At 67.8% G+C, this 17,710-nt stretch carries 19 protein-coding genes, 1 pseudogene and 1 riboswitch; of the genes and pseudogenes, 10 read left to right on the forward strand and 10 right to left on the reverse strand.

Annotation, left to right across the window (positions count from 1 at the left end; all coding sequences use genetic code 11):
* Positions 1 to 3 precede the first annotated feature (3 nt).
* Complete coding sequence (locus MRAB57_RS12615; RefSeq protein WP_077087851.1) at positions 4 to 540, forward strand: TetR/AcrR family transcriptional regulator; 537 nt, start codon at positions 4 to 6, stop codon at positions 538 to 540.
* Between the two features lie 77 nt (positions 541 to 617).
* Here MRAB57_RS12615 and MRAB57_RS12620 read toward each other — a convergent pair whose 3' ends face one another.
* Entirely contained in the window at positions 618 to 944 is a 327-nt protein-coding gene (locus MRAB57_RS12620) for a hypothetical protein (protein WP_157900598.1), read from the reverse strand.
* A gap of 110 nt (positions 945 to 1,054) precedes the next feature.
* Here MRAB57_RS12620 and MRAB57_RS12625 point away from each other — a divergent pair, with 110 nt between their 5' ends.
* A complete protein-coding gene (locus MRAB57_RS12625) occupies positions 1,055 to 2,038 on the forward strand; it encodes an LLM class F420-dependent oxidoreductase (protein ID WP_077087853.1) in 984 nt (327 codons plus the stop codon).
* Here MRAB57_RS12625 and MRAB57_RS12630 read toward each other — a convergent pair.
* Genes MRAB57_RS12630 through MRAB57_RS12645 form a run of 4 tightly spaced genes read right to left on the reverse strand, consistent with a single transcriptional unit; the run spans position 2,035 to position 4,909 of the window.
* Entirely contained in the window at positions 2,035 to 2,328 is a 294-nt protein-coding gene (locus MRAB57_RS12630; RefSeq protein ID WP_077087854.1) for a putative quinol monooxygenase, read from the reverse strand. The genes MRAB57_RS12625 and MRAB57_RS12630 overlap by 4 nt on opposite strands.
* Positions 2,329 to 2,346: 18 nt before the next feature.
* Positions 2,347 to 3,327, reverse strand: coding sequence for an ABC transporter substrate-binding protein (locus tag MRAB57_RS12635; RefSeq protein ID WP_077090576.1), 981 nt, complete (start codon positions 3,325 to 3,327; stop codon positions 2,347 to 2,349).
* A 32-nt stretch (positions 3,328 to 3,359) separates the two neighbouring features.
* Positions 3,360 to 4,097 (reverse strand): ABC transporter ATP-binding protein, encoded by a 738-nt coding sequence (locus MRAB57_RS12640; protein ID WP_077087855.1) that lies wholly within the window; start codon positions 4,095 to 4,097, stop codon positions 3,360 to 3,362.
* On the reverse strand, positions 4,094 to 4,909 hold the full coding sequence (locus tag MRAB57_RS12645; protein WP_077087856.1) for an ABC transporter permease: 816 nt from the start codon (positions 4,907 to 4,909) through the stop codon (positions 4,094 to 4,096). Before MRAB57_RS12645 ends, MRAB57_RS12640 begins: the two co-directional genes overlap by 4 nt.
* A gap of 222 nt (positions 4,910 to 5,131) precedes the next feature.
* Between MRAB57_RS12645 and MRAB57_RS12650 the strand changes: the two genes are divergently transcribed.
* On the forward strand, positions 5,132 to 5,545 hold the full coding sequence (locus tag MRAB57_RS12650; protein WP_077087857.1) for a Zn-ribbon domain-containing OB-fold protein: 414 nt from the start codon (positions 5,132 to 5,134) through the stop codon (positions 5,543 to 5,545).
* A gap of 67 nt (positions 5,546 to 5,612) precedes the next feature.
* Entirely contained in the window at positions 5,613 to 6,758 is a 1,146-nt protein-coding gene (locus MRAB57_RS12655) for a thiolase family protein (protein ID WP_077087858.1), read from the forward strand.
* Here MRAB57_RS12655 and MRAB57_RS12660 read toward each other — a convergent pair.
* On the reverse strand, positions 6,755 to 8,404 hold the full coding sequence (locus MRAB57_RS12660; protein WP_077087859.1) for a DNA repair helicase XPB: 1,650 nt from the start codon (positions 8,402 to 8,404) through the stop codon (positions 6,755 to 6,757). The two genes, MRAB57_RS12655 and MRAB57_RS12660, sit on opposite strands and share 4 nt — an antisense overlap.
* Before the next feature lie 59 nt (positions 8,405 to 8,463).
* Positions 8,464 to 10,719, reverse strand: a complete 2,256-nt coding sequence (locus MRAB57_RS12665; protein WP_077087860.1) for a helicase-associated domain-containing protein — start codon at positions 10,717 to 10,719, stop codon at positions 8,464 to 8,466.
* A gap of 118 nt (positions 10,720 to 10,837) precedes the next feature.
* Between MRAB57_RS12665 and MRAB57_RS12670 the strand changes: the two genes are divergently transcribed.
* The 4 genes from MRAB57_RS12670 to MRAB57_RS12685 are packed head-to-tail and all read left to right on the forward strand — an operon-like array spanning position 10,838 to position 12,475.
* A complete protein-coding gene (locus MRAB57_RS12670; RefSeq protein ID WP_077087861.1) occupies positions 10,838 to 11,038 on the forward strand; it encodes a hypothetical protein in 201 nt (66 codons plus the stop codon).
* 8 nt (positions 11,039 to 11,046) lie between these two features.
* Positions 11,047 to 11,571, forward strand: coding sequence for a cyclic pyranopterin monophosphate synthase MoaC (gene moaC, locus MRAB57_RS12675; protein WP_077087862.1), 525 nt, complete (start codon positions 11,047 to 11,049; stop codon positions 11,569 to 11,571).
* Positions 11,571 to 12,053: a MogA/MoaB family molybdenum cofactor biosynthesis protein gene (locus tag MRAB57_RS12680; protein WP_077087863.1), complete on the forward strand. Its 483-nt coding sequence runs from the start codon at positions 11,571 to 11,573 to the stop codon at positions 12,051 to 12,053. The genes moaC and MRAB57_RS12680 overlap by 1 nt, the downstream gene beginning before the upstream one ends.
* Positions 12,050 to 12,475, forward strand: coding sequence for a molybdenum cofactor biosynthesis protein MoaE (locus tag MRAB57_RS12685; RefSeq protein ID WP_077087864.1), 426 nt, complete (start codon positions 12,050 to 12,052; stop codon positions 12,473 to 12,475). The genes MRAB57_RS12680 and MRAB57_RS12685 overlap by 4 nt, the downstream gene beginning before the upstream one ends.
* A gap of 144 nt (positions 12,476 to 12,619) precedes the next feature.
* Here the strand turns inward: MRAB57_RS12685 and MRAB57_RS12690 are convergent.
* The 3 genes and pseudogenes from MRAB57_RS12690 to moaA all read right to left on the reverse strand — a co-directional run.
* Positions 12,620 to 13,167, reverse strand: a pseudogene (locus MRAB57_RS12690) (transglycosylase family protein); the annotation flags it as partial.
* A gap of 11 nt (positions 13,168 to 13,178) precedes the next feature.
* Positions 13,179 to 13,355, reverse strand: a riboswitch (cyclic di-AMP (ydaO/yuaA leader).
* A gap of 237 nt (positions 13,356 to 13,592) precedes the next feature.
* Positions 13,593 to 13,871 carry a MoaD/ThiS family protein gene (locus tag MRAB57_RS12695; RefSeq protein WP_077087865.1) on the reverse strand — a complete coding sequence of 93 codons (279 nt, stop codon included), beginning with the start codon at positions 13,869 to 13,871 and terminating at the stop codon, positions 13,593 to 13,595.
* Positions 13,864 to 14,949 (reverse strand): GTP 3',8-cyclase MoaA, encoded by a 1,086-nt coding sequence (moaA, locus tag MRAB57_RS12700; protein ID WP_077087866.1) that lies wholly within the window; start codon positions 14,947 to 14,949, stop codon positions 13,864 to 13,866. The genes MRAB57_RS12695 and moaA overlap by 8 nt, the downstream gene beginning before the upstream one ends.
* Before the next feature lie 297 nt (positions 14,950 to 15,246).
* Here moaA and MRAB57_RS12710 point away from each other — a divergent pair, with 297 nt between their 5' ends.
* Positions 15,247 to 15,654 carry a cold-shock protein gene (locus MRAB57_RS12710; protein ID WP_077087867.1) on the forward strand — a complete coding sequence of 136 codons (408 nt, stop codon included), beginning with the start codon at positions 15,247 to 15,249 and terminating at the stop codon, positions 15,652 to 15,654.
* A 93-nt stretch (positions 15,655 to 15,747) separates the two neighbouring features.
* Positions 15,748 to 17,700, forward strand: a complete 1,953-nt coding sequence (locus tag MRAB57_RS12715; RefSeq protein WP_077087868.1) for an acyl-CoA dehydrogenase family protein — start codon at positions 15,748 to 15,750, stop codon at positions 17,698 to 17,700.
* Positions 17,701 to 17,710 lie beyond the last annotated feature (10 nt).

A 17,710-nucleotide genomic window follows, 5' to 3' on the forward strand; every position in this document is an offset into this window, starting at 1 on the left:
CTGGTGACCAGACCGCGGTCGGATACGCGACGGCGCATTCAAGAAGTTGCGCGGGACTTGTTTCGGCAGCAGGGCGTGCAGCGCACCAGCCTGCAGGACATCGCCGACAAGCTGGGCATCACCAAACCCGCGCTGTACTACCACTTCTCATCGCGGGAAGAGTTGGTGCGCAGCATCCTGATGCCGCTGATCGAGGAGGGCGAGCGGTTCGTCGCCGACCAGGAGGGCCGCGACGACGCCGACGCCCGCGAGTTGCTGGAGGGGTATTTCGATTTCTTCTACCGGCATCGCCAAGACCTGATGTTGGTGCTGTCCGAGTGGACGATGCTTACCGACCTCGGCCTCATCGACAAGGTGCTGGCCTGGCATGGCCGGCTCGGTAAGCGGATGTTCGGTCCGCGGCCGACGCTGGCTCAGGCCACCCGGGCGGTCGTCGCGTTGGGTGGCCTGCAGGACTGCTGTCTGCAGTTTCCTGACACGCCACAGCGGCAGTTGCGGGAGAAATCGGTGGACGCCGCGTTGGCGGCGCTGGGAGCATGAAGCCACGGGCGGCTGGGGGACCGCCCGTGGCTGTTGGGGGGATTGGGCTCAGGTGAAACCGATTGTTGCGCAGGGATTTACGAGGTGCCCGCGCCGTCGGCGGTGCTCTGGTCCTGGGCGTTCTGCGTGAAGATGTCGCCGGAGGTCTGGCCTTGGTCGTTGACGCCGCCGGGGCTGTCGTCGTTGACGGCTTTGACGCCGCCGGCGCCGCCGCCGTTGATGCTCACGTGGGGGGTGCCCGCGGAGGCGAGGGACACCGTAGCGCCGCCGGGCTGGGCGGTACCGAAGAGGGCCAGCGTCGCCACGGCCGCGGCCCCGGCGAACAACAGTTGCATGGTGCGGATCTGCCGACGACGGGCGTCGGCCACAGGGGCGTCGTGCGAGGGGGAGGGGATGTTCGTCATGCCTCTCATTTACGGTGCCGCGGCCAGGAATGGCCTGGGTGCAACATAGCGATCCGCTGTGAGCTGATCGGTATATCCGCGGCGGGCGGTGCGGTCTAAAGTCCGTAGCTATGCACTTTGGACTCTTCATTCCGCAGGGCTGGCGGATGGATCTGGTCGATATCGAACCCGAAAAGCACTGGGCGGTGATGCGCGACCTTGCCACCTACGCCGACGACAGCGCGTGGGACTCGCTGTGGGTCTACGACCATTTCCACACCGTGCCGATGCCGACGGGCGAGGCCACCCACGAGGCGTGGTCGCTGATGGCGGCGTACGCGGCGACCACCTCGCGGATCAAGCTCGGGCAGATGTGCACGGCGATGAGTTACCGCAATCCTGTCTACCTCGCCAAGGTGGCGGCGACCGCGGACATCATCTCCGGTGGCCGCATCCAGATGGGGATCGGCGGCGGCTGGTACGAACACGAATGGCGCGCTTACGGTTACGGCTTTCCGTCGGCGGGTGTGCGGCTGGCCCGGCTGGACGAGGGCGTGCAGATCATGCGCGACGCCTGGCGCGACGGCAAGGTCAGCCTGGACGGCAAGCACTACCAGGTGGACGGCGCGATCGTCGAGCCAAAGCCGTTGCAGAACGGGGGAATTCCGTTCTGGATCGCAGGCGGCGGCGAGAAGGTGACGCTGCGGATCGCCGCGCAGTACGCGCAATACACGAACTTCACGCCGGAGCTCGAGGCGTTCAAGCACAAATCGGATGTGCTGGCGCAGCACTGCCGCGACGTGGGCACCGACTACGACGCCATCGTGCGCTCGGCCAACTTCAGCGCGATCATCGGCAGCTCCGAGGCCGACGTCAAAGACCGGCAGGCGCGGATACTCGACCGCATGTCCCGCTACGTCCCCCAGGCGGCGGCCGCGGCGATGCTCTCCGGCGGCTCCGAGGGTGCAACGGGCACAACGGAACAAGTCATCGAGCGCATCGCAAAGGTCCGCGACCTTGGCTGCGAGTACGCGATCTGCTACTTCCCCGAGGCGGCCTACGACCGCTCGGGCATCGAGTTATTCGAACGCGAAGTGATTCCCGCGCTGAGTTAGACGTCGCTGGTGAGGTAGCGCGTCTTGGACGGCGGTGCGGCCAGCAGCGGAGGGAGCTGGGTCACCTTGCCCTCGCCGGCCCGAAACGCGCGGTAGGCCTCGTCGTGCTCGATCGAGTCCCACACCTCGTAGATGATCCAGTGCGCTTCGTCTTCCTCGTCGAACCACACGTCGGTCTGCAGATTGCCCTCGAACGCCCGGGTGGTTTCCAACGTCCGGCCCATCAGCTCACGCCCCGCGCCGACTTCCTCGGGTTTGAATCTGAGTTCAAGTAGCACGATGACTGCCATCGTCGTCTCCTCGCGTCGTCATGTCGTGCCGCTCGCCGCGAGCACAGTGTTGAACCTACGGTCGACCCACTTGGCGAAGTCAGGCGCCTCCGGAATCTGGTCGGCGGCCGCGAACAGGTCGGCGAGCCGCTGCTCGGCGGCGACCACCTTGTCGTCGAGCGGAATGGGGAGCCGCAGCAGGTGGCTCTGCGCGAGCGCGGCGACCTTGAGGTCCAGTCCCACGGCCTTGGCGTACTTCTCGGCCCACTCCGACGGATTCCCCCGCGCCCACTGCGCGGCCTTCTGATAGCGGACCAGCAGATCGGCCAGTGCTGAATTGCGTTTCGGGTCGGTCAACGCGTTGATCGATGCGCTGCCGAACCAATAGCCGTTCTCGGCCGTGCCGATGTTGCGCACCTTCAGCCTCAGGTTGGCCTGCGATGTGTAGGGCTCCCAAATGACCCAGGCGTCGCCCTGTCCGTTGGCGAACGCCGAGAACGCGTCGGCGGGCTGCAGGAACACCAGCTTGACGTCATTCGGCTTGAGCCCCGCATCCGAAAGATGTTCGAGCACATTGGCATGCGCGGCGCTGCCCTTGGCCACCAGGATCGTCTTGCCTTTCAAGTCTCGGCCTGAGGTGATCGACGAATCCGTGCGTACCAGGGTCTGCTCACCGGCCGACGCGCCATCCCACACCGAGACCACCCTGGTCTTGGAGTTGGCCGCTGCGCCGAACACCGGTGGGGTATTGCCGGTGATGGCGAAGTCGATCTTGCCTGCGGTCAGGGCCTCGATCTGCGGGGGCCCAGAGGTGAACGTGGAGAAGGCAATTCGATAGGGTAGGCCGTCGAGAACGTTGGCGGCGCGCAGCAGTGCCTCGGTTCCGCCCTTCTGGTCGCCGACCTGCAGGGTGACATCGGAGAGCTCCGACGAGGGGATGGGCGCCGGCACCGCGATCAGCTGCGGTCCCAGCGTTCGCGACACGCAGCCCGGCGCGCACGCCACGAGCGCGGCCGCCATCGCGACCCGGAGGGTCAGCCGCAGCCGCGCGGTCAAACCTGGACGCCCAATTTGCGCAGCAGGTCCTCGCGGTAGCGCTCGTGCTCGCCGACGTGTTCGCCGGGGGCGGGTCGCGGATGCTCTATCTCGATGGTGTGCGCGATGCGGCCGCTCTCGAGCACCAGCACCCGATCGGCGAGCGCGGTCGCCTCCTCGACGTCGTGGGTCACCAGCAGAACCCCGAACCCGTGCCGGCGCCACAACTGCAAAAGCAGTGCGCGGATGGACAGTCGGGTCAGCGCGTCGAGCGCCCCGAACGGTTCGTCGAGCAGCACCAGCTTTGGCTCGGCGACCAGCGCCCGCGCCAGGGAGACCCGCTGCGCTTGGCCGCCGGACAGCGTCAGCGGCCACGCTTCGGCGTGGTCGGCGAGCCCGATCTCGGCCAGCGCCTCCGTGGAACGCTTCAGGGCGGCGTCGTCGGACAACCGGGCGCGATTGAGGCCGTACCGCACATTGGTGAGCACGTCGCGCCATGGGAACAGCCGTGGCTCCTGGAAGGCGACGGCCGGTGCGCCGGCGACCTCGCGGATGCCGCCATGGTCGGGGGCGAGGCCCGCCAGCACCCGCAACACCGTCGACTTGCCCCCGCCGCTGCGACCGACCAACGCGACGATCTCGTGGGTGCGGACTTGCAAGGAGACGTCGTCGAGCACCTTTCGCTTGCGATACCACTTGTCGACGTTGGTGAGACTGCCGACGACGGCGGTTCGCCGTTCGGATGTCACGGTCATTCGCGATACCTCAGGGCTCGATGTTCGAGTACTCGGACGATGGCGTCGGTCGAAATGCCCAGCAGCGCATAGACGACCAAACAGAAGATGATCATGTCGATGCGCAGGAAGTCGCGCGCGTTGTTGATCAGGAAGCCAATTCCCTTGTCAGCGTTGATCTGTTCGGCGACGATCAGCGTCAGCCACGCGATGGCCAGCGACTGGCGCAGGCCCACCAGCACCTGCGGCGCCGCGCTTGGCAGGATGATGATGCGCAGCCGCTGCCACAGCGAAAAACCAAGGACGTCAGCATTTTCCAGCAGCTTGGGGTCGACCTGCCTGATGGCCGAGAACGTGTTCAGGTACAGCGGAAAGCTCACGCCGAGCGCGACGAGCAGAACCTTTGGCAGTTCGCCTATTCCGAACCATAAGATGAACAACGGGATCAGACCCAGGTGGGGCAGCGCCCGCACCATCTGCAGCGGCGGGTCGGCGGTGGCCTCGAGCCAGCGGGACAGGCCCACGGCGACACCCAATACGACGCCGATGATTCCGCCGAGCAGCAGACCCTCGAGCACCCGTACCCCCGATACCCCGAGGGCCTCGGTGAGCTTCCCGTCGCGCACTAGTTGCAGCCCGGCGTCGAAGATCAACTGTGGGGCGGGCAGCACGTCCTGCGGTATCAGGCCGGTCGCGCTGAGAACCTGCCATGCCACCAGCAGCACCACCGGCGACGAGATGCGGACGATGCTCCATTGGTGCCGCTTCCAGAGGTTGCCGGCGTCGGGCGCCGGTGTGGGTCCCGCGATCGTCCCGGGGGAACTGTTCACCATTGCTCTCAACAACCTCGGGGGTAGGCGGGCGTGCGCGGAGGGGTCGACACCGGTGTTGCCCGGGTGACCGTAAGCCGGGGTGGCGATCGGGCTGAAGGGTTTGGCTCCGTGTGAAGGGAAGACGCCGCCAAGCACAGAATGAGAATGCGGTTTCCACTTTTCGGAAGGCTGTTATACGGTTCAGTGAGTTCTGTTCTTTACCGGACGTCGGAGGACCCCTCAATGCAGAAGGCAATCGCTCCCGAGATCTCTACGTGGCCTGACGAAAACCCGCAGCTCATCGGGAGTCGATGCGGCGACTGCGACGCCACCGCCTTCCCGGTGCAGCAGCGCTGCCCGCGCTGCAGTGGCGGCGCGATGACCGACGTGAACCTGCCGCGTCGCGGCACGCTGATCGCATGGACCACCCAGGGCTTTCCGCCCGGGGCGCCGTACGCCGGCCCGACCGGTAAGGAATTCGTCCCGTTCGGCGTGGGCCTGGTCCAGCTCGGTGACGTCATTCGCGTCGAGGGCCGGCTGACCGAGAACGACCCCGCCAAGCTGCAGTTCGGCCAGGAGGTCGAGCTCACCATGGTGCCGTTCACCACCGATGCGGACGGCAACGAGATCATCACCTTCGCGTTCCAGCCGGTGTAGTGGCGATCGCGAGCGCGGCGAAGCCGGGTGATAGCGGGTCGCCACCATCTAACCCAGGAGAACTGAGATGAGCAACGACGTAGCGATCATCGGCGTGGGGCTGCACCCCTTCGGCCGGTTCGAGAAGACCGCGATGGAGATGGGTGCCGAGGCCATTCAATTGGCGCTCACCGACGCCGGTGTGGCGTGGAAGGACATCCAGTTCGGGTTCGGCGGAAGCTACGAGGTGTCCAACCCGGACGCGGTGACTCGCCTGGTCGGGCTGACCGGCATCACCTTCACCAACGTCTTCAACGCCTGCGCCACCGCGGCCAGCGCCATTCAGCAGACCGCCGACACCATCCGGCTGGGCAAGTACGACCTCGGCATCGCGATCGGCCTGGACAAGCACCCGCGCGGCGCGTTCACCGACGACCCCGCCAAGCTGGCGCTGCCGCAGTGGTACGCCAACAACGGCCAATTCGTCACCACCAAGTTCTTCGGCATGAAGGCCAACCACTACATCCACAAGCACAACATCTCCGAGGAGACGCTGGCGCGGGTGGCCAACAAGAACTTCCGCAACGGTGTGCTGAACCCGAATGCGTTCCGGCGCAAGGAGATTTCGATCGACGAGATCATGGCTTCGCCGGTGCTGAACTACCCGCTGCGGCAGTACATGTTCTGCGCGCCCGACGAGGGTGCCGCCGCGGTCATCATGTGCAGCGCCGACATCGCGCACAAGTTCACCGACAAGCCGGTCTACGTCAAGGCCAGCGAGATCCGCACCCGCACGTTCGGCGCCTACGAGGTGCACGCCACCTCGGCGCCGCTGGACGAGGACCCGTCGCCGACGGTATATGCGGCCAAGGCCGCCTACGAAGCGGCGGGCATCGGTCCCGAGGATGTCGACATCGCCCAGCTGCAGGACACCGACGCCGGCGCCGAGGTCATCCACATGGCCGAGACCGGCCTGTGCGCCGACGGCGAGCAAGAGAAGCTGCTGGCTGACGGGGCCACCGAGATCCACGGCTCGATTCCGATCAACACCGATGGCGGGCTGATCGCCAACGGTGAGCCGATCGGTGCATCGGGGCTGCGGCAGGTGCACGAGCTGGTTCGCCAGCTGCGCGGCGAGGCGGGGGACCGTCAGGTGCCCGGCAATCCGCGCGTCGGGCTGGCGCAGGTCTACGGCGCACCGGGTACCGCGTCGGCGACCATCCTGTCGCTCTAAATCGCCGGCCCCAGTAGGTCGTCGGCGTCGCGAATGATGTAGCCGTAGCCCTGCTCGGCGAGGAAGCGCTGCCGATGCGCGGCGTACTCGGCGTCCAGGCTGTCGCGGGCGACCACGGAGTAGAAGATCGCGCCACCGCCGTCAGCCTTGGGACGCAGCAACCGGCCGAGCCGCTGTGCCTCTTCCTGGCGTGAGCCGAATGTCCCCGAAACCTGCACCGCCACGGAGGCTTCCGGTAGGTCGATGGAGAAGTTCGCGACCTTGGACACCACCAACGTCGACACCTCGCCGCGACGGAAGGCATCGAAGAGCGCCTCGCGTTCCTTGGTCCGGGTGGAGCCCTGGATGATCGGGGCATCGAGCTCGGTGCCGAGCTCGTCGAGCTGGTCGAGATACGCGCCGATCACCAGCGTCTGCTCACCCGGATGCTTGTCGCGGATCGACTTCACCACAGCGATCTTCGAATGCGCCGTTGAGCAAACCTTGTAGCGCTCTTCGGGTTCGGAGGTGGCGTAGATCATCCGCTCGTTGTCGGTCATGGTGACCCGGACCTCGACGCACTCCGCCGGGGCGATCCAGCCCTGCGCCTCGATGTCCTTCCACGGCGCGTCATAGCGCTTCGGCCCGATCAGCGAGAACACGTCGCCCTCGCGGCCGTCTTCGCGAATCAGCGTGGCGGTCAACCCAAGTCGCCGCTTGGACTGCAGGTCTGCGGTCATCCGGAACACCGGAGCGGGCAACAGGTGGACCTCGTCGTAGACGATCAGCCCCCAGTCGCGGCTGTCGAAGAGTTCCAGGTGGCGGTATTCGCCTTTGGAGCGGCGGGTGATCATCTGGTAGGTCGAGATCGTGACGGGCCGGATCTCCTTGCGCTCGCCGGAGTACTCGCCGATCTCTTCCTCGGTCAGCGACGTGCGCGCGATCAGCTCGCGTTTCCACTGCCGCGCGGCAACGATGTTGGTGACCAGGATCAGCGTCGTCGCACTGGCTTTCGCCATCGCCGCCGCTCCGACCAGCGTCTTGCCCGCGCCGCAGGGCAGGACGACCACCCCGGAGCCGCCGGCCCAGAACGAGTCCGTGGCCAGCTGCTGGTAGTCGCGCAGGTGCCAGCCGTCCTCGTGCAGGGTGATCGGATGCGCCTCGCCGTCGACGTAGCCCGCGAGATCCTCGGCGGGCCAACCGATCTTGAGCAACATCTGCTTGACCCGGCCGCGCTCGCTGGCGTGGACGATCACGGTGTCGTCGTCGATCCGGGCGCCCAGCATCGGCGCAATCTTCTTGTTGCGCAACACCTCTTCGAGCACCGCGCGATCCAGGCTCGCCAGCATGAGGCCATGGGCCGGGTGTTTGATCAACTGCAGCCGGCCGTAGCGGGCCATGGTGTCGACGATGTCGACCAGCAGCGGCTGCGGCACCGCATAGCGCGAAAAGCTGACCAGCGCGTCGACGACCTGCTCGGCGTCATGGCCCGCCGCGCGGGCGTTCCACAGCGCCAGCGGCGTGATGCGGTAGGTGTGCACGTGTTCGGGTGCGCGTTCCAACTCGGCGAACGGCGCGATGGCGGCACGCGCCGCGCCCGCCAGCTCGTGGTCAACTTCGAGCAGCACCGTCTTGTCGGACTGCACGATCAACGGTCCGTCAGACATCTAGTGCCACTCCTCCTCTTCACTCTGTTCAGCATCGTCGCCGGCGCGCATATCTTTCATTATCGTTCGTGTGCCGACATCACCGACGTGATGCGGTGGATGGCGAAGTCGCGCAGCCGTCCGGAGGCCGAATCGAAGGCCACCAGCTGGCCGCCCTTGATGGTGATAGGCGACACCACCCGCTGGGTGGCCACACCGGCCGGATCTAGATAACCGATCACCAGCGTGTCCTGTTCCCTGGCGGCGCGCTGCAGTAGCGACATCGCGACGGCGGGGTCGACGCGGCTGTTGCCGAATGGCGCGGCGGTCACCTTCCGCAGCACCGACACGACGGCGTTGAGCGTGTCGCCGCTGGGGCGTGGCGGGGGCCGGTAGGGCCGGCGCTGCTGCGGCGTGGACACCCGCGCGCCCAGCGGCCGGACGTCGACGATGGCGCCGGAGGAGTCTTCGGCCGCCGGAGCGAAGCCCGCGCTGCGCAGCGCAGCGAGCACCTCGGCGATCGGCGCGGGCGAGACGGCCACCGTCGGAGCCAGGGCGCGCAGCTGCAGGTCCTCGGCCGCGGCGGCGACGGCCTGAGCCAGCAGGGCCGGGTCCTCGCAGCGCACGAAGGACGTGGCCATGCCGATTCGAAGTTGACCATGGCGGCGCGCCACGTCGTCGATCAGGTAGGTAAGCCCTTGCGGTACAGGTGTTTTCGAATGCTTGGTGAAGAACGCGTGCATCCAGTCGCGGGTCTTGCCGATATCGAGCGCGTGCCGGATGGACTGTTCGCTGATGCGGTAGACCATCGCCGCGCCGGCCGATTCGACCGCGGCGACGGTGGCCAGTTCGTCGGCGAGCTCGCGTTGCAGCGGCCCGGGCACCACGACGGTGAGGTCGGCCTGCATCAGGAAGTGGTCGATGGGTTTGGGCAATGCCCGGCTCATCGCCTCGGTGGCGGCGGCCGGGTCGTCGGCGTCTTCGAGCAGCGCGCGGCCGGCCGTGCTGATCGCCCCGCGGCCGACGAAGCCCAGCGCGTGGCTTTCGGCGAGCAGATGGGTGAGGGGCTCGGGTTGCAGGCGCCTGGCCCAGCGCGGGCGCCGCCAGATCAGCGCCGCCGACGCCGTCGCCGGATCGACACCGGCCCCGGGCGGCAGCTCGGCGAGCAGGCCCAGCAGCAGCCGCCGATCCAGCGGAGCGGCCGTCGAGTACAGCGAATCCGACAGCGCCCCATAGGGTTTGCCGTCCGGCCCGCGGCTGCCGATGAGCGCGGGGCGGCCGGGCAGGTCGAGCCAGGTGGTGGCGAGCAGGTGCCAGCGCTCCGCCGCGGACAGCGCGGTGAACCGGTCCGCGGCCACCGTCGGCGCCCAATACGGTCCGTCGCCGCTGTCGGGCGCGGGATCCGGCATCCCGCTGGCGATCAGGCCGGCCGCGGCCGTGACCTCGAGGACCAGGCCCAGCCGCGGTTCGTCGATCCCTGTTGTCTTGGTCAGCCGCTTGACCTCGCGAACGCCCATGCCGCCGCTGCGCAGTTCGGAAACCGGTGCGGCGCCCAGGATTTCGAGCAGCACGTCGACCTCACGCAACAGGTCGATGACGGCCCCGGCCGCCGCGGCGTCGACGTCGTGGGCGGTGGTGGTCGACACGACGGCATCGGGTGCCGTCAGCGTCATCGGGCCGGGGTGCTCACCGCGCAACACCTGGGCGACGTGGCGCGGCAGGATCACCGTCTCGGCATCGACGCGTCGCAGCAGGCCGATCGCCAACAGGTGCGGGACCGGCCGGTCGGCCGGTGCGCCGGGCGCCGCGTCGCGGGTGCGCCCCATCGGGGATCCCTCGAGCAGCTTGTCCAGCACGTCGCGCTGCGCCTGCTCGAGGCCGTCGATCAGTGCGGCGATCTGCTCGCCGGTGCGCGAGGAATCCTCGAGCGTGACCTGTCCCGGATGCCACGGCAGCGCCGTGCCGGCGTCGGGGGCAACGCGCGCGGCGGTGTCGCCCCACACCAGCGCGCGCTCGCCAAGGTCGTCCAGCGCGGCCTGCACGTCGGCCTCGGGGGCGCGGTCAGCGATGAGCGCCAGCAGCTTCGCGGTCGGCACCGGCATGCTGTCGGCCTGCAGGACGAGCAGCGCGTCGAGCACCGCCAGCCGCAGGAAATCGAGCTCGTCGGTCGCAGCCTTCACCGACTGCCGGGCCTGGGCGCGCGCGGCCAGCGCGGCGACATTGCCAGGCGGCGGCTGGGCAAGGTCCGGCCGTAGTTCCAGCAGTCGGATCAGCCGCTCGTCGGGCAAGTCGGCTAGCCAGGACCCCAGCGGGATATCCGGGGTGTTGTCGGTCATCGCTGACCAGCGTAAAGCAGCCGAAGACCGCGCAGATCCGGGCGATACCCCCGCGACAACCTGGCGGAAGACACCAGCGACCGCACTGGCGACACGCGCGCGGTCGTGACCTGTCAGAATGGAGGGCGTGGCTGACAGCAACGAGGGCAAAACCAGGTACGTCGACAACGGCTGGCCGGCGACGGACCCCGATGACCACGCGGTGAGCGAACTCGTGAGCGATCGGACGGGCGCCTTGTCTCCCTTCGGGGACCTGGCGTTCCCGCTGCCCACCGACGACCTGCCGTACCTCCACCCGGTCACCGTCGTCAACCGGTAGGCGCCGGGATGGCTCGGTCCAGGGCATCCAGTCCTCCCGCGACGTGGGAGTCGGGCGACTCCCACGCGGGCGCGTTGTCGCACCTGGACGAGCGGGGCGCGGCCCACATGGTCGATGTGACGGAGAAGGGCGCCACCAAGCGGACCGCCGTTGCTGCGGGTGCGTTGCGGACCTCGGCGGAAGTGGTCGCGTTGATCTCGAGCGGCGGGCTGCCCAAGGGCGACGCGTTGGCCACGGCGCGGGTGGCGGGCATCCTGGCGGCCAAGCGGACCAGCGACCTGATCCCGTTGTGCCATCAGCTCGCGCTCACCGGGGTCGACGTCGATTTCGCGATCGGCGAGACAGATATCGAGATCGTGGCGACGGTGCGCAGCACCGATCGCACGGGTGTGGAGATGGAGGCACTGACCGCGGTCAGCGTGGTCGGCCTTACGCTTTACGACATGATCAAGGCGGTCGACCCGGCCGCGCGTATCGATGACATCCGCGTGCTCCGCAAGGAGGGCGGCAAAACCGGAGATTGGGCACGGTGATGAGCGCAAGATCCGCACGAATCGTAATCGCTTCGACCCGGGCGTCGGACGGTGTATACACCGACGAATGTGGCCCGATCATAGCCAAATGGCTTGAGAAACAAGGGTTTTCCATCAGCGATCCTAAAGTCGTGCCGGACGGGAACCCCGTCGGCGAGGCGCTGAACGACGCCCTCGACGAAGAGGTCGACGTCATCATCACCTCGGGCGGCACCGGCATCTCGCCCACCGACAGCACGGCCGACCAGACCGTCGCGGTGGTGGACTACCTGATCCCCGGGCTCGCCGACGCTATCCGCCATTCCGGGCTGCCCAAGGTTCCGACGTCGGTGCTGTCGCGCGGGGTGTGCGGGGTGGCCGGGAAGACCCTGATCGTCAACCTGCCGGGCTCGCCCGGCGGGGTCCGCGACGGCCTCGGCGTGCTCGCCGACGTGCTCGACCACGCGCTCGACCAACTTGCTGGTAAAGATCACGAGCGATGACGCTCGTCGTCCGCGCGGCGATGACCGAGCAGCCGATCTTTCTGACCGAACACGAAGAACTGGTGGGACATCAGTCGGCGGGCGCCATCGTCGGGTTCGTCGGGATGATTCGCGACCACGACGGCGGACGCTCGGTGGTGCGGCTCGAGTACTCCGCGCACCCGTCGGCCGCGGACGTCCTGGCCGAGGTGGTCAACGAGGTCGCTAACGAGTCCAGCGGGGTGCGCGCCGTGGCGGCCAGCCACCGGATCGGCGCGCTGCACATCGGCGAGGCGGCCTTGGTTGCCGCGGTCGCCGCCGACCATCGACAGGCGGCGTTCGCCACTTGCGCTCAGCTCGTGGACACCATCAAGGCGCGGCTACCGGTGTGGAAGCACCAGTTCTTCGACGACGGCACCGACGAGTGGGTGGGTTCGGCTTAACGCCAAACCCGACCCGGTGTCAGCGCGTCAGTTGGCGGGGCCCGACAGCGCCAGCGAGTCCAGCGCGTCGTTGCCGTTGATGTTGCCGCCGCGAATCGCGTCCCACACCTGCTGTGTGTAGCCGACGTTGATCGCCTGCTGCGGTTCGGCAGGTGCCGGGGCGTCGGCCGGCGGCGCGGGCAACGGGGCGTCCGCGGGCGGAGGCACGTCGGCCGGAGGCGCTGGGGGCAGGTCCGCGGGCGGTGCCGGCGGAACGGCGTCCGCCGGTGGTCGCCGTTGAGGCCGGGGATGTCCAGACCAGCCGGTACGGGCAGGACCTCGCGTGGGGTTGCGCCCGACAGTCCAGTACCGCACACGGGCCAGGCACCCCGGCCCTGGGTCGCGAGGACTCGCTCAGCGACCGCGATCTGTTGTTCCTTGGTGGCCAGCTGCGCCGACGGGGCGTACTCGCCGCCGCCGTGCGAGGCCCACGTGCCGGAGTTGAACTGCACGCCGCCGAAATAGCCGTTGCCGGTGTTGATTCCCCAGTTGCCACCGGATTCGCAACGGGCTACCTGATCCCATTCGCCGTCGGTGGCCGCGACCGCCTGACCGGCCAGGGCAATGCTGCCGCCACCAAGTACCGCCCCGGTAAAGGCGATCTTGGCGACGCTGATGTTGGATGTCGTGGGCTTGCGGTGACGTCCACTCATACGCGCCGAAACTTTCCTCTCGTCACGCGCCTGCGAGGTCAGCTGTCGGGTTCGGGTTCAAGAGGCCACCCGGCCGATGTCGTTTCACGAGAGCCGACGTCGGCTTCACCCCAAGGAGTCGCACGCGACCCCAGTCCGGCGGACCGGTGGGTCCCCCGTCTCCATCCAGATTTCGGTGTCCCCCGCCCATTGGATGGAGCTCGGCGCTACGGGCTGGGGAGGAACGCCACTCGGTTTAGCTTGGCGAGCCTCCCGAGACGGTAGCCGCTTCTGTTGGTCGCGTCACTTTCTGCGAAACGTGGCGTTTCCCCCACGGACATCTTCGAAAGCCGCAGGAGCGCCTCGGGTTCGCGCAGGTCAAGTCGGCCCGATATCGGGCCGTGTCCGCGCCGTTATCAAACCGTTACGTGAGCCATCTCACAAAATCAACCGCCGGCGAAGGGCGGTAAGACGTCGATCGTGTCACCCGTCCGCAACGCTTTGGTCTCGTCGCGCACCGCGATCCCGTCGCAGAGGTATGAGCACCGGCCCAACACGGTCGCGAGCGGAGTACCCGGAACGGTCAGCCGCTGAACCAACCCGGCCACCGTCGTTCCCGGGCGCAGCACCACCGTCTCCGATTCGGCTCCAGCGGCCGCGCGCGCGGCGGCGAAGTAGCGGATCGTCACCTGAATGCCGTCGGCGTGGACGGGGACGTCAGCCACCGATCGCGCTCATCGGCCGGGCCGGCTGGATGAAGTTGGGGTCGTTGATGCCGTGACCGGCCGGCTTGCCCCACATCGCGGTGCGCCAGGCGGTTTCGATCGCGTCATCGCTGGCGCCGCCGCGCAGCAGGCCCCGCAGGTCGGTCTCTTCCGCGGAGAACAAGCAGCTTCGGATCTGGCCGTCGGCGGTCAGCCGGGTGCGGTCGCACGTCGAGCAGAAGGCGTGCGACACGGAGGCCACCAGGCCGAACTTTCCGCTCGGGGTGCCCGGCCCGGTGTCGACCAGCCACAGCTCGGCGGGGGCCGAACCTCGCGGTGCCGGGTCCGGTCGCAGCCGGAAGTGCGGCCGGAGCGCCGCGAGCACATCGTCGGCGCTCAGCGCGGCGTCGCGCTGCCACTGGTGCCCGGCGTCGAGCGGCATCTGCTCGATGACCCGCAACTGGTAGCCGTGCTCGAGGCAGAACCGCAGCAGCTCGACCACGTCGGCGCGGCCGGTGGCCGGATCGAGCACGGCATTGACCTTGACCGGCGTCAGTCCTGCCTGCTTCGCGGCGGCCAGGCCGGCCAGCACGTCGGCGAGCCGGTCCCGGCGGGTGATGGCGGCGAAGTGGTGGCGGTCCACGCTGTCCAGCGAGACGTTGACGCGGTCCAGGCCGGCCTCGGCCAAAGCGGTTGCGCGGCGCGCCAACCCGACGCCGTTGGTGGTCAGCGAGATCTCCGGGCGGGGCCGCAGCGCGGCCGCGACGGCGACCACCTCCTCGAGGTGGCGGGACAGCAGCGGCTCACCGCCGGTAAAGCGCACGTTGGTGACGCCCAGTCGGGTCACCGCGACGTGCATCAGCCTGGCCAGCTCGTCGGGCCGCAGCAGCTGCTCCCCGGGCAGCCAGTCCAGGCCCTCGGCCGGCATGCAGTAGTTGCAGCGCAGGTTGCACCGGTCGGTCAGCGAGACGCGCAGATCGGTGGCGGCCCTGCCGTAGCTGTCCAACAGCGGGCCCGCGGCCGGCACGTCCGCCGGGTCGAACGTCGGGCTACCCGCCCGGCCCGGCACCGTCGGAACGCCAAGTGCGGTCTGCGTCATGCGGCCGCGCCTACAAACGGGGCCGCCGGCTCGACCGGAATGAATTTCAGGTTGGCCAGCGCCGCTGCCAAATATCCAAGCGCCATCCGGAGGCCGCCAAATGGAAGCCAGAATATGTTCAGGACTAGGCGCATTTCTCCTCCAGTGGTATTGCCAGCCTAGCGAGTCACGGGTAAACCGGGGGTGCTTGGCGGGCAACGACCCGAGTAGGATCTGAATCCGCATCGCGTCCTGCACAGGCGGGACGCGTCTTGTGTTGTCCATCCTAGGTATCCGTCAGACAAGCAGGTGAGACCAGTGCCGACCGGCAAGGTTAAGTGGTACGACGCCGACAAGGGGTTTGGCTTCCTGTCGCAGGAGGAAGGCGAGGACGTCTACGTCCGCTCGTCGGCGCTGCCTGAGGGTGTCGAGGGGCTGAAGACGGGGCAGAAGGTGGAATTCGGCGTGGCCTCCGGGCGGCGCGGGCCCCAGGCCTTGAGCCTCAAGCTGATCGATCCGCCGCCGACCCTGACCAAGACGCGCCGGGAGACCTCGGTCGAGCACAAGCACAGCCCCGACGAACTGCACGGCATGGTCGAGGACATGATCACGTTGCTGGAGGGCGCCGTCCAGCCCGAGTTGCGCAAGGGCCGCTACCCGGACCGCAAGGTTGCCCGCCGGGTTTCCGAGGTGGTCAAGGCCGTGGCCCAGGAGCTCGACGCCTGATCCGGCGACGGCGCGCGGGGTAACGCGGCCGGAGTAGCGCGCGCCAGTTTGGGTACTCAACCCTCGCGACAGTCATGTAGCGAGGAGGCTGCGATGCCACAGCAGGCGCAGGTTACCGAGGAGCAGGCGAGGGCTCTCGCCGAGGAATCACGCGAAACCGGTTGGGATAAGCCGTCCTTCGCCAAGGAGTTGTTTCTCGGACGATTTCCTTTGGAACTCATCCATCCATTTCCCCAACTGTCGGACGCCGACGAGGAACGCACCCGTGCGTTTTTGCAACGGCTGCGGGAATTCTTGGGCACTGTCGATGGCACCGTCATCGAGCGCGATGCGCAGATTCCGGATGAATACGTAAAAGGCCTTGCCGAATTGGGCTGTTTCGGAATGAAAATTCCCTCGGAATACGGCGGCCTGAACATGTCGCAGGTCGCCTACAACCGGGCCCTGATGATGGTTACGACGGTCCATCCCAGCCTGGGCGCGCTGCTGTCGGCCCATCAGTCGATCGGGGTCCCCGAGCCGCTCAAGCTTGCCGGGTCGCCCGAACAGAAGCGAAAGTTCTTGCCGCGCTGCGCCGCTGGTGCCATCTCTGCATTTCTGCTCACCGAACCCGACGTCGGCTCCGACCCGGCGCGCTTGGCGTCGACGGCGACACCGGTCGAGGACGGGCGAGCCTACGAACTCGAGGGCGTGAAGTTGTGGACCACCAACGGCGTGGTGGCCGAATTGCTGGTGGTGATGGCCCGGGTGCCCAAGAGCGACGGACACCGCGGCGGGATCAGCGCGTTCGTGGTCGAAGCCGATTCGCCGGGGATCACCGTGGAGCGGCGCAACAAGTTCATGGGGCTCCGGGGCATCGAGAACGGCGTGACGCGGCTGCACGGGGTTCGGGTTCCCAGCGAGAACCTGGTCGGCAGCGAGGGCGACGGCCTGAAGATCGCGCTCACCACGCTCAACGCCGGACGGCTGTCGATTCCCGCCAGCGCCACCGGGTCGTCCAAGTGGGCGCTGAAGATCGCGCGGGAATGGTCCGGCGAGCGCGTGCAGTGGGGCAAGCCGTTGGCCAAACATGAAGCGGTGGCCCGCAAAATCTCGTTCATCGCCGCGACGAACTACGCGCTGGACGCGGTGCTAGAGCTGTCGGCGCAGATGGCCGACGAAGGGCGTAACGACATCCGCATCGAGGCGGCGCTGGCCAAGCTGTGGTCGAGCGAGATGTCCTGCCTCATCGCCGATGAGTTGTTGCAAATCCGCGGCGGTCGCGGCTATGAAACCGCGGAGTCGCTGGCGGCCCGCGGTGAGCGCGCGGTACCGGCCGAGCAGGCATTGCGGGATCTGCGGATCAACCGCATCTTCGAAGGATCGAGCGAGATCATGCGGCTGCTCATCGCCCGAGAGGCGGTGGACGCACACCTGAATGCGGCCGGCGACCTCGCCAAGCCCGACACCGGCTTACGCGAGAAGGCGGCCGCGGCTGTCGGCGCCAGCGGATTCTACGCAAAGTGGTTGCCGCAGCTGGTCTTTGGTGAAGGTCAGCGGCCCCGGGCCTACGGCGAATTCGGCGCCCTGGCGCCGCATCTGCGCTTCGTCGAGCGCTGCACCCGCAAGCTGGCTCGCAACACCTTCTACGGAATGGCCCGGTGGCAGGCCAAGCTGGAGCAGAAGCAGGGCTTCCTCGGACGGATCGTCGACATCGGGGCCGAGCTGTTCGCGATGTCCGCGGCCTGCGTGCGCGCCGAAGGCCAACGAGCCACGGATCAGGCGTTGGGGCAACAGGCATTCGAGCTCGCCGACGCGTTCAGCCAGCAGGCCACGCTGCGCATCGAGGCCCTGTTCGACCAGCTGTGGACCAACACGGACAGCACCGATGTGCAGCTGACCCGCGACGTGCTCGACGGGCGCTACAGCTGGCTGGAGGACGGCATCATCGACCAGTCCGAGGGCAGTGGACCGTGGATTGCGCACTGGGAGCCGGGAGAATCGACCGAGGCCAACCTGGCCCGGCGGTTCCTGACGCTGGCTGCCCCCACCGAGGCGAGCGCTTAAGGGGCAGAAT

The sequence above is a fragment of the Mycobacterium rhizamassiliense genome, assembly GCF_900157375.1.
GTDB classification, from domain to species: domain Bacteria; phylum Actinomycetota; class Actinomycetes; order Mycobacteriales; family Mycobacteriaceae; genus Mycobacterium; species Mycobacterium rhizamassiliense.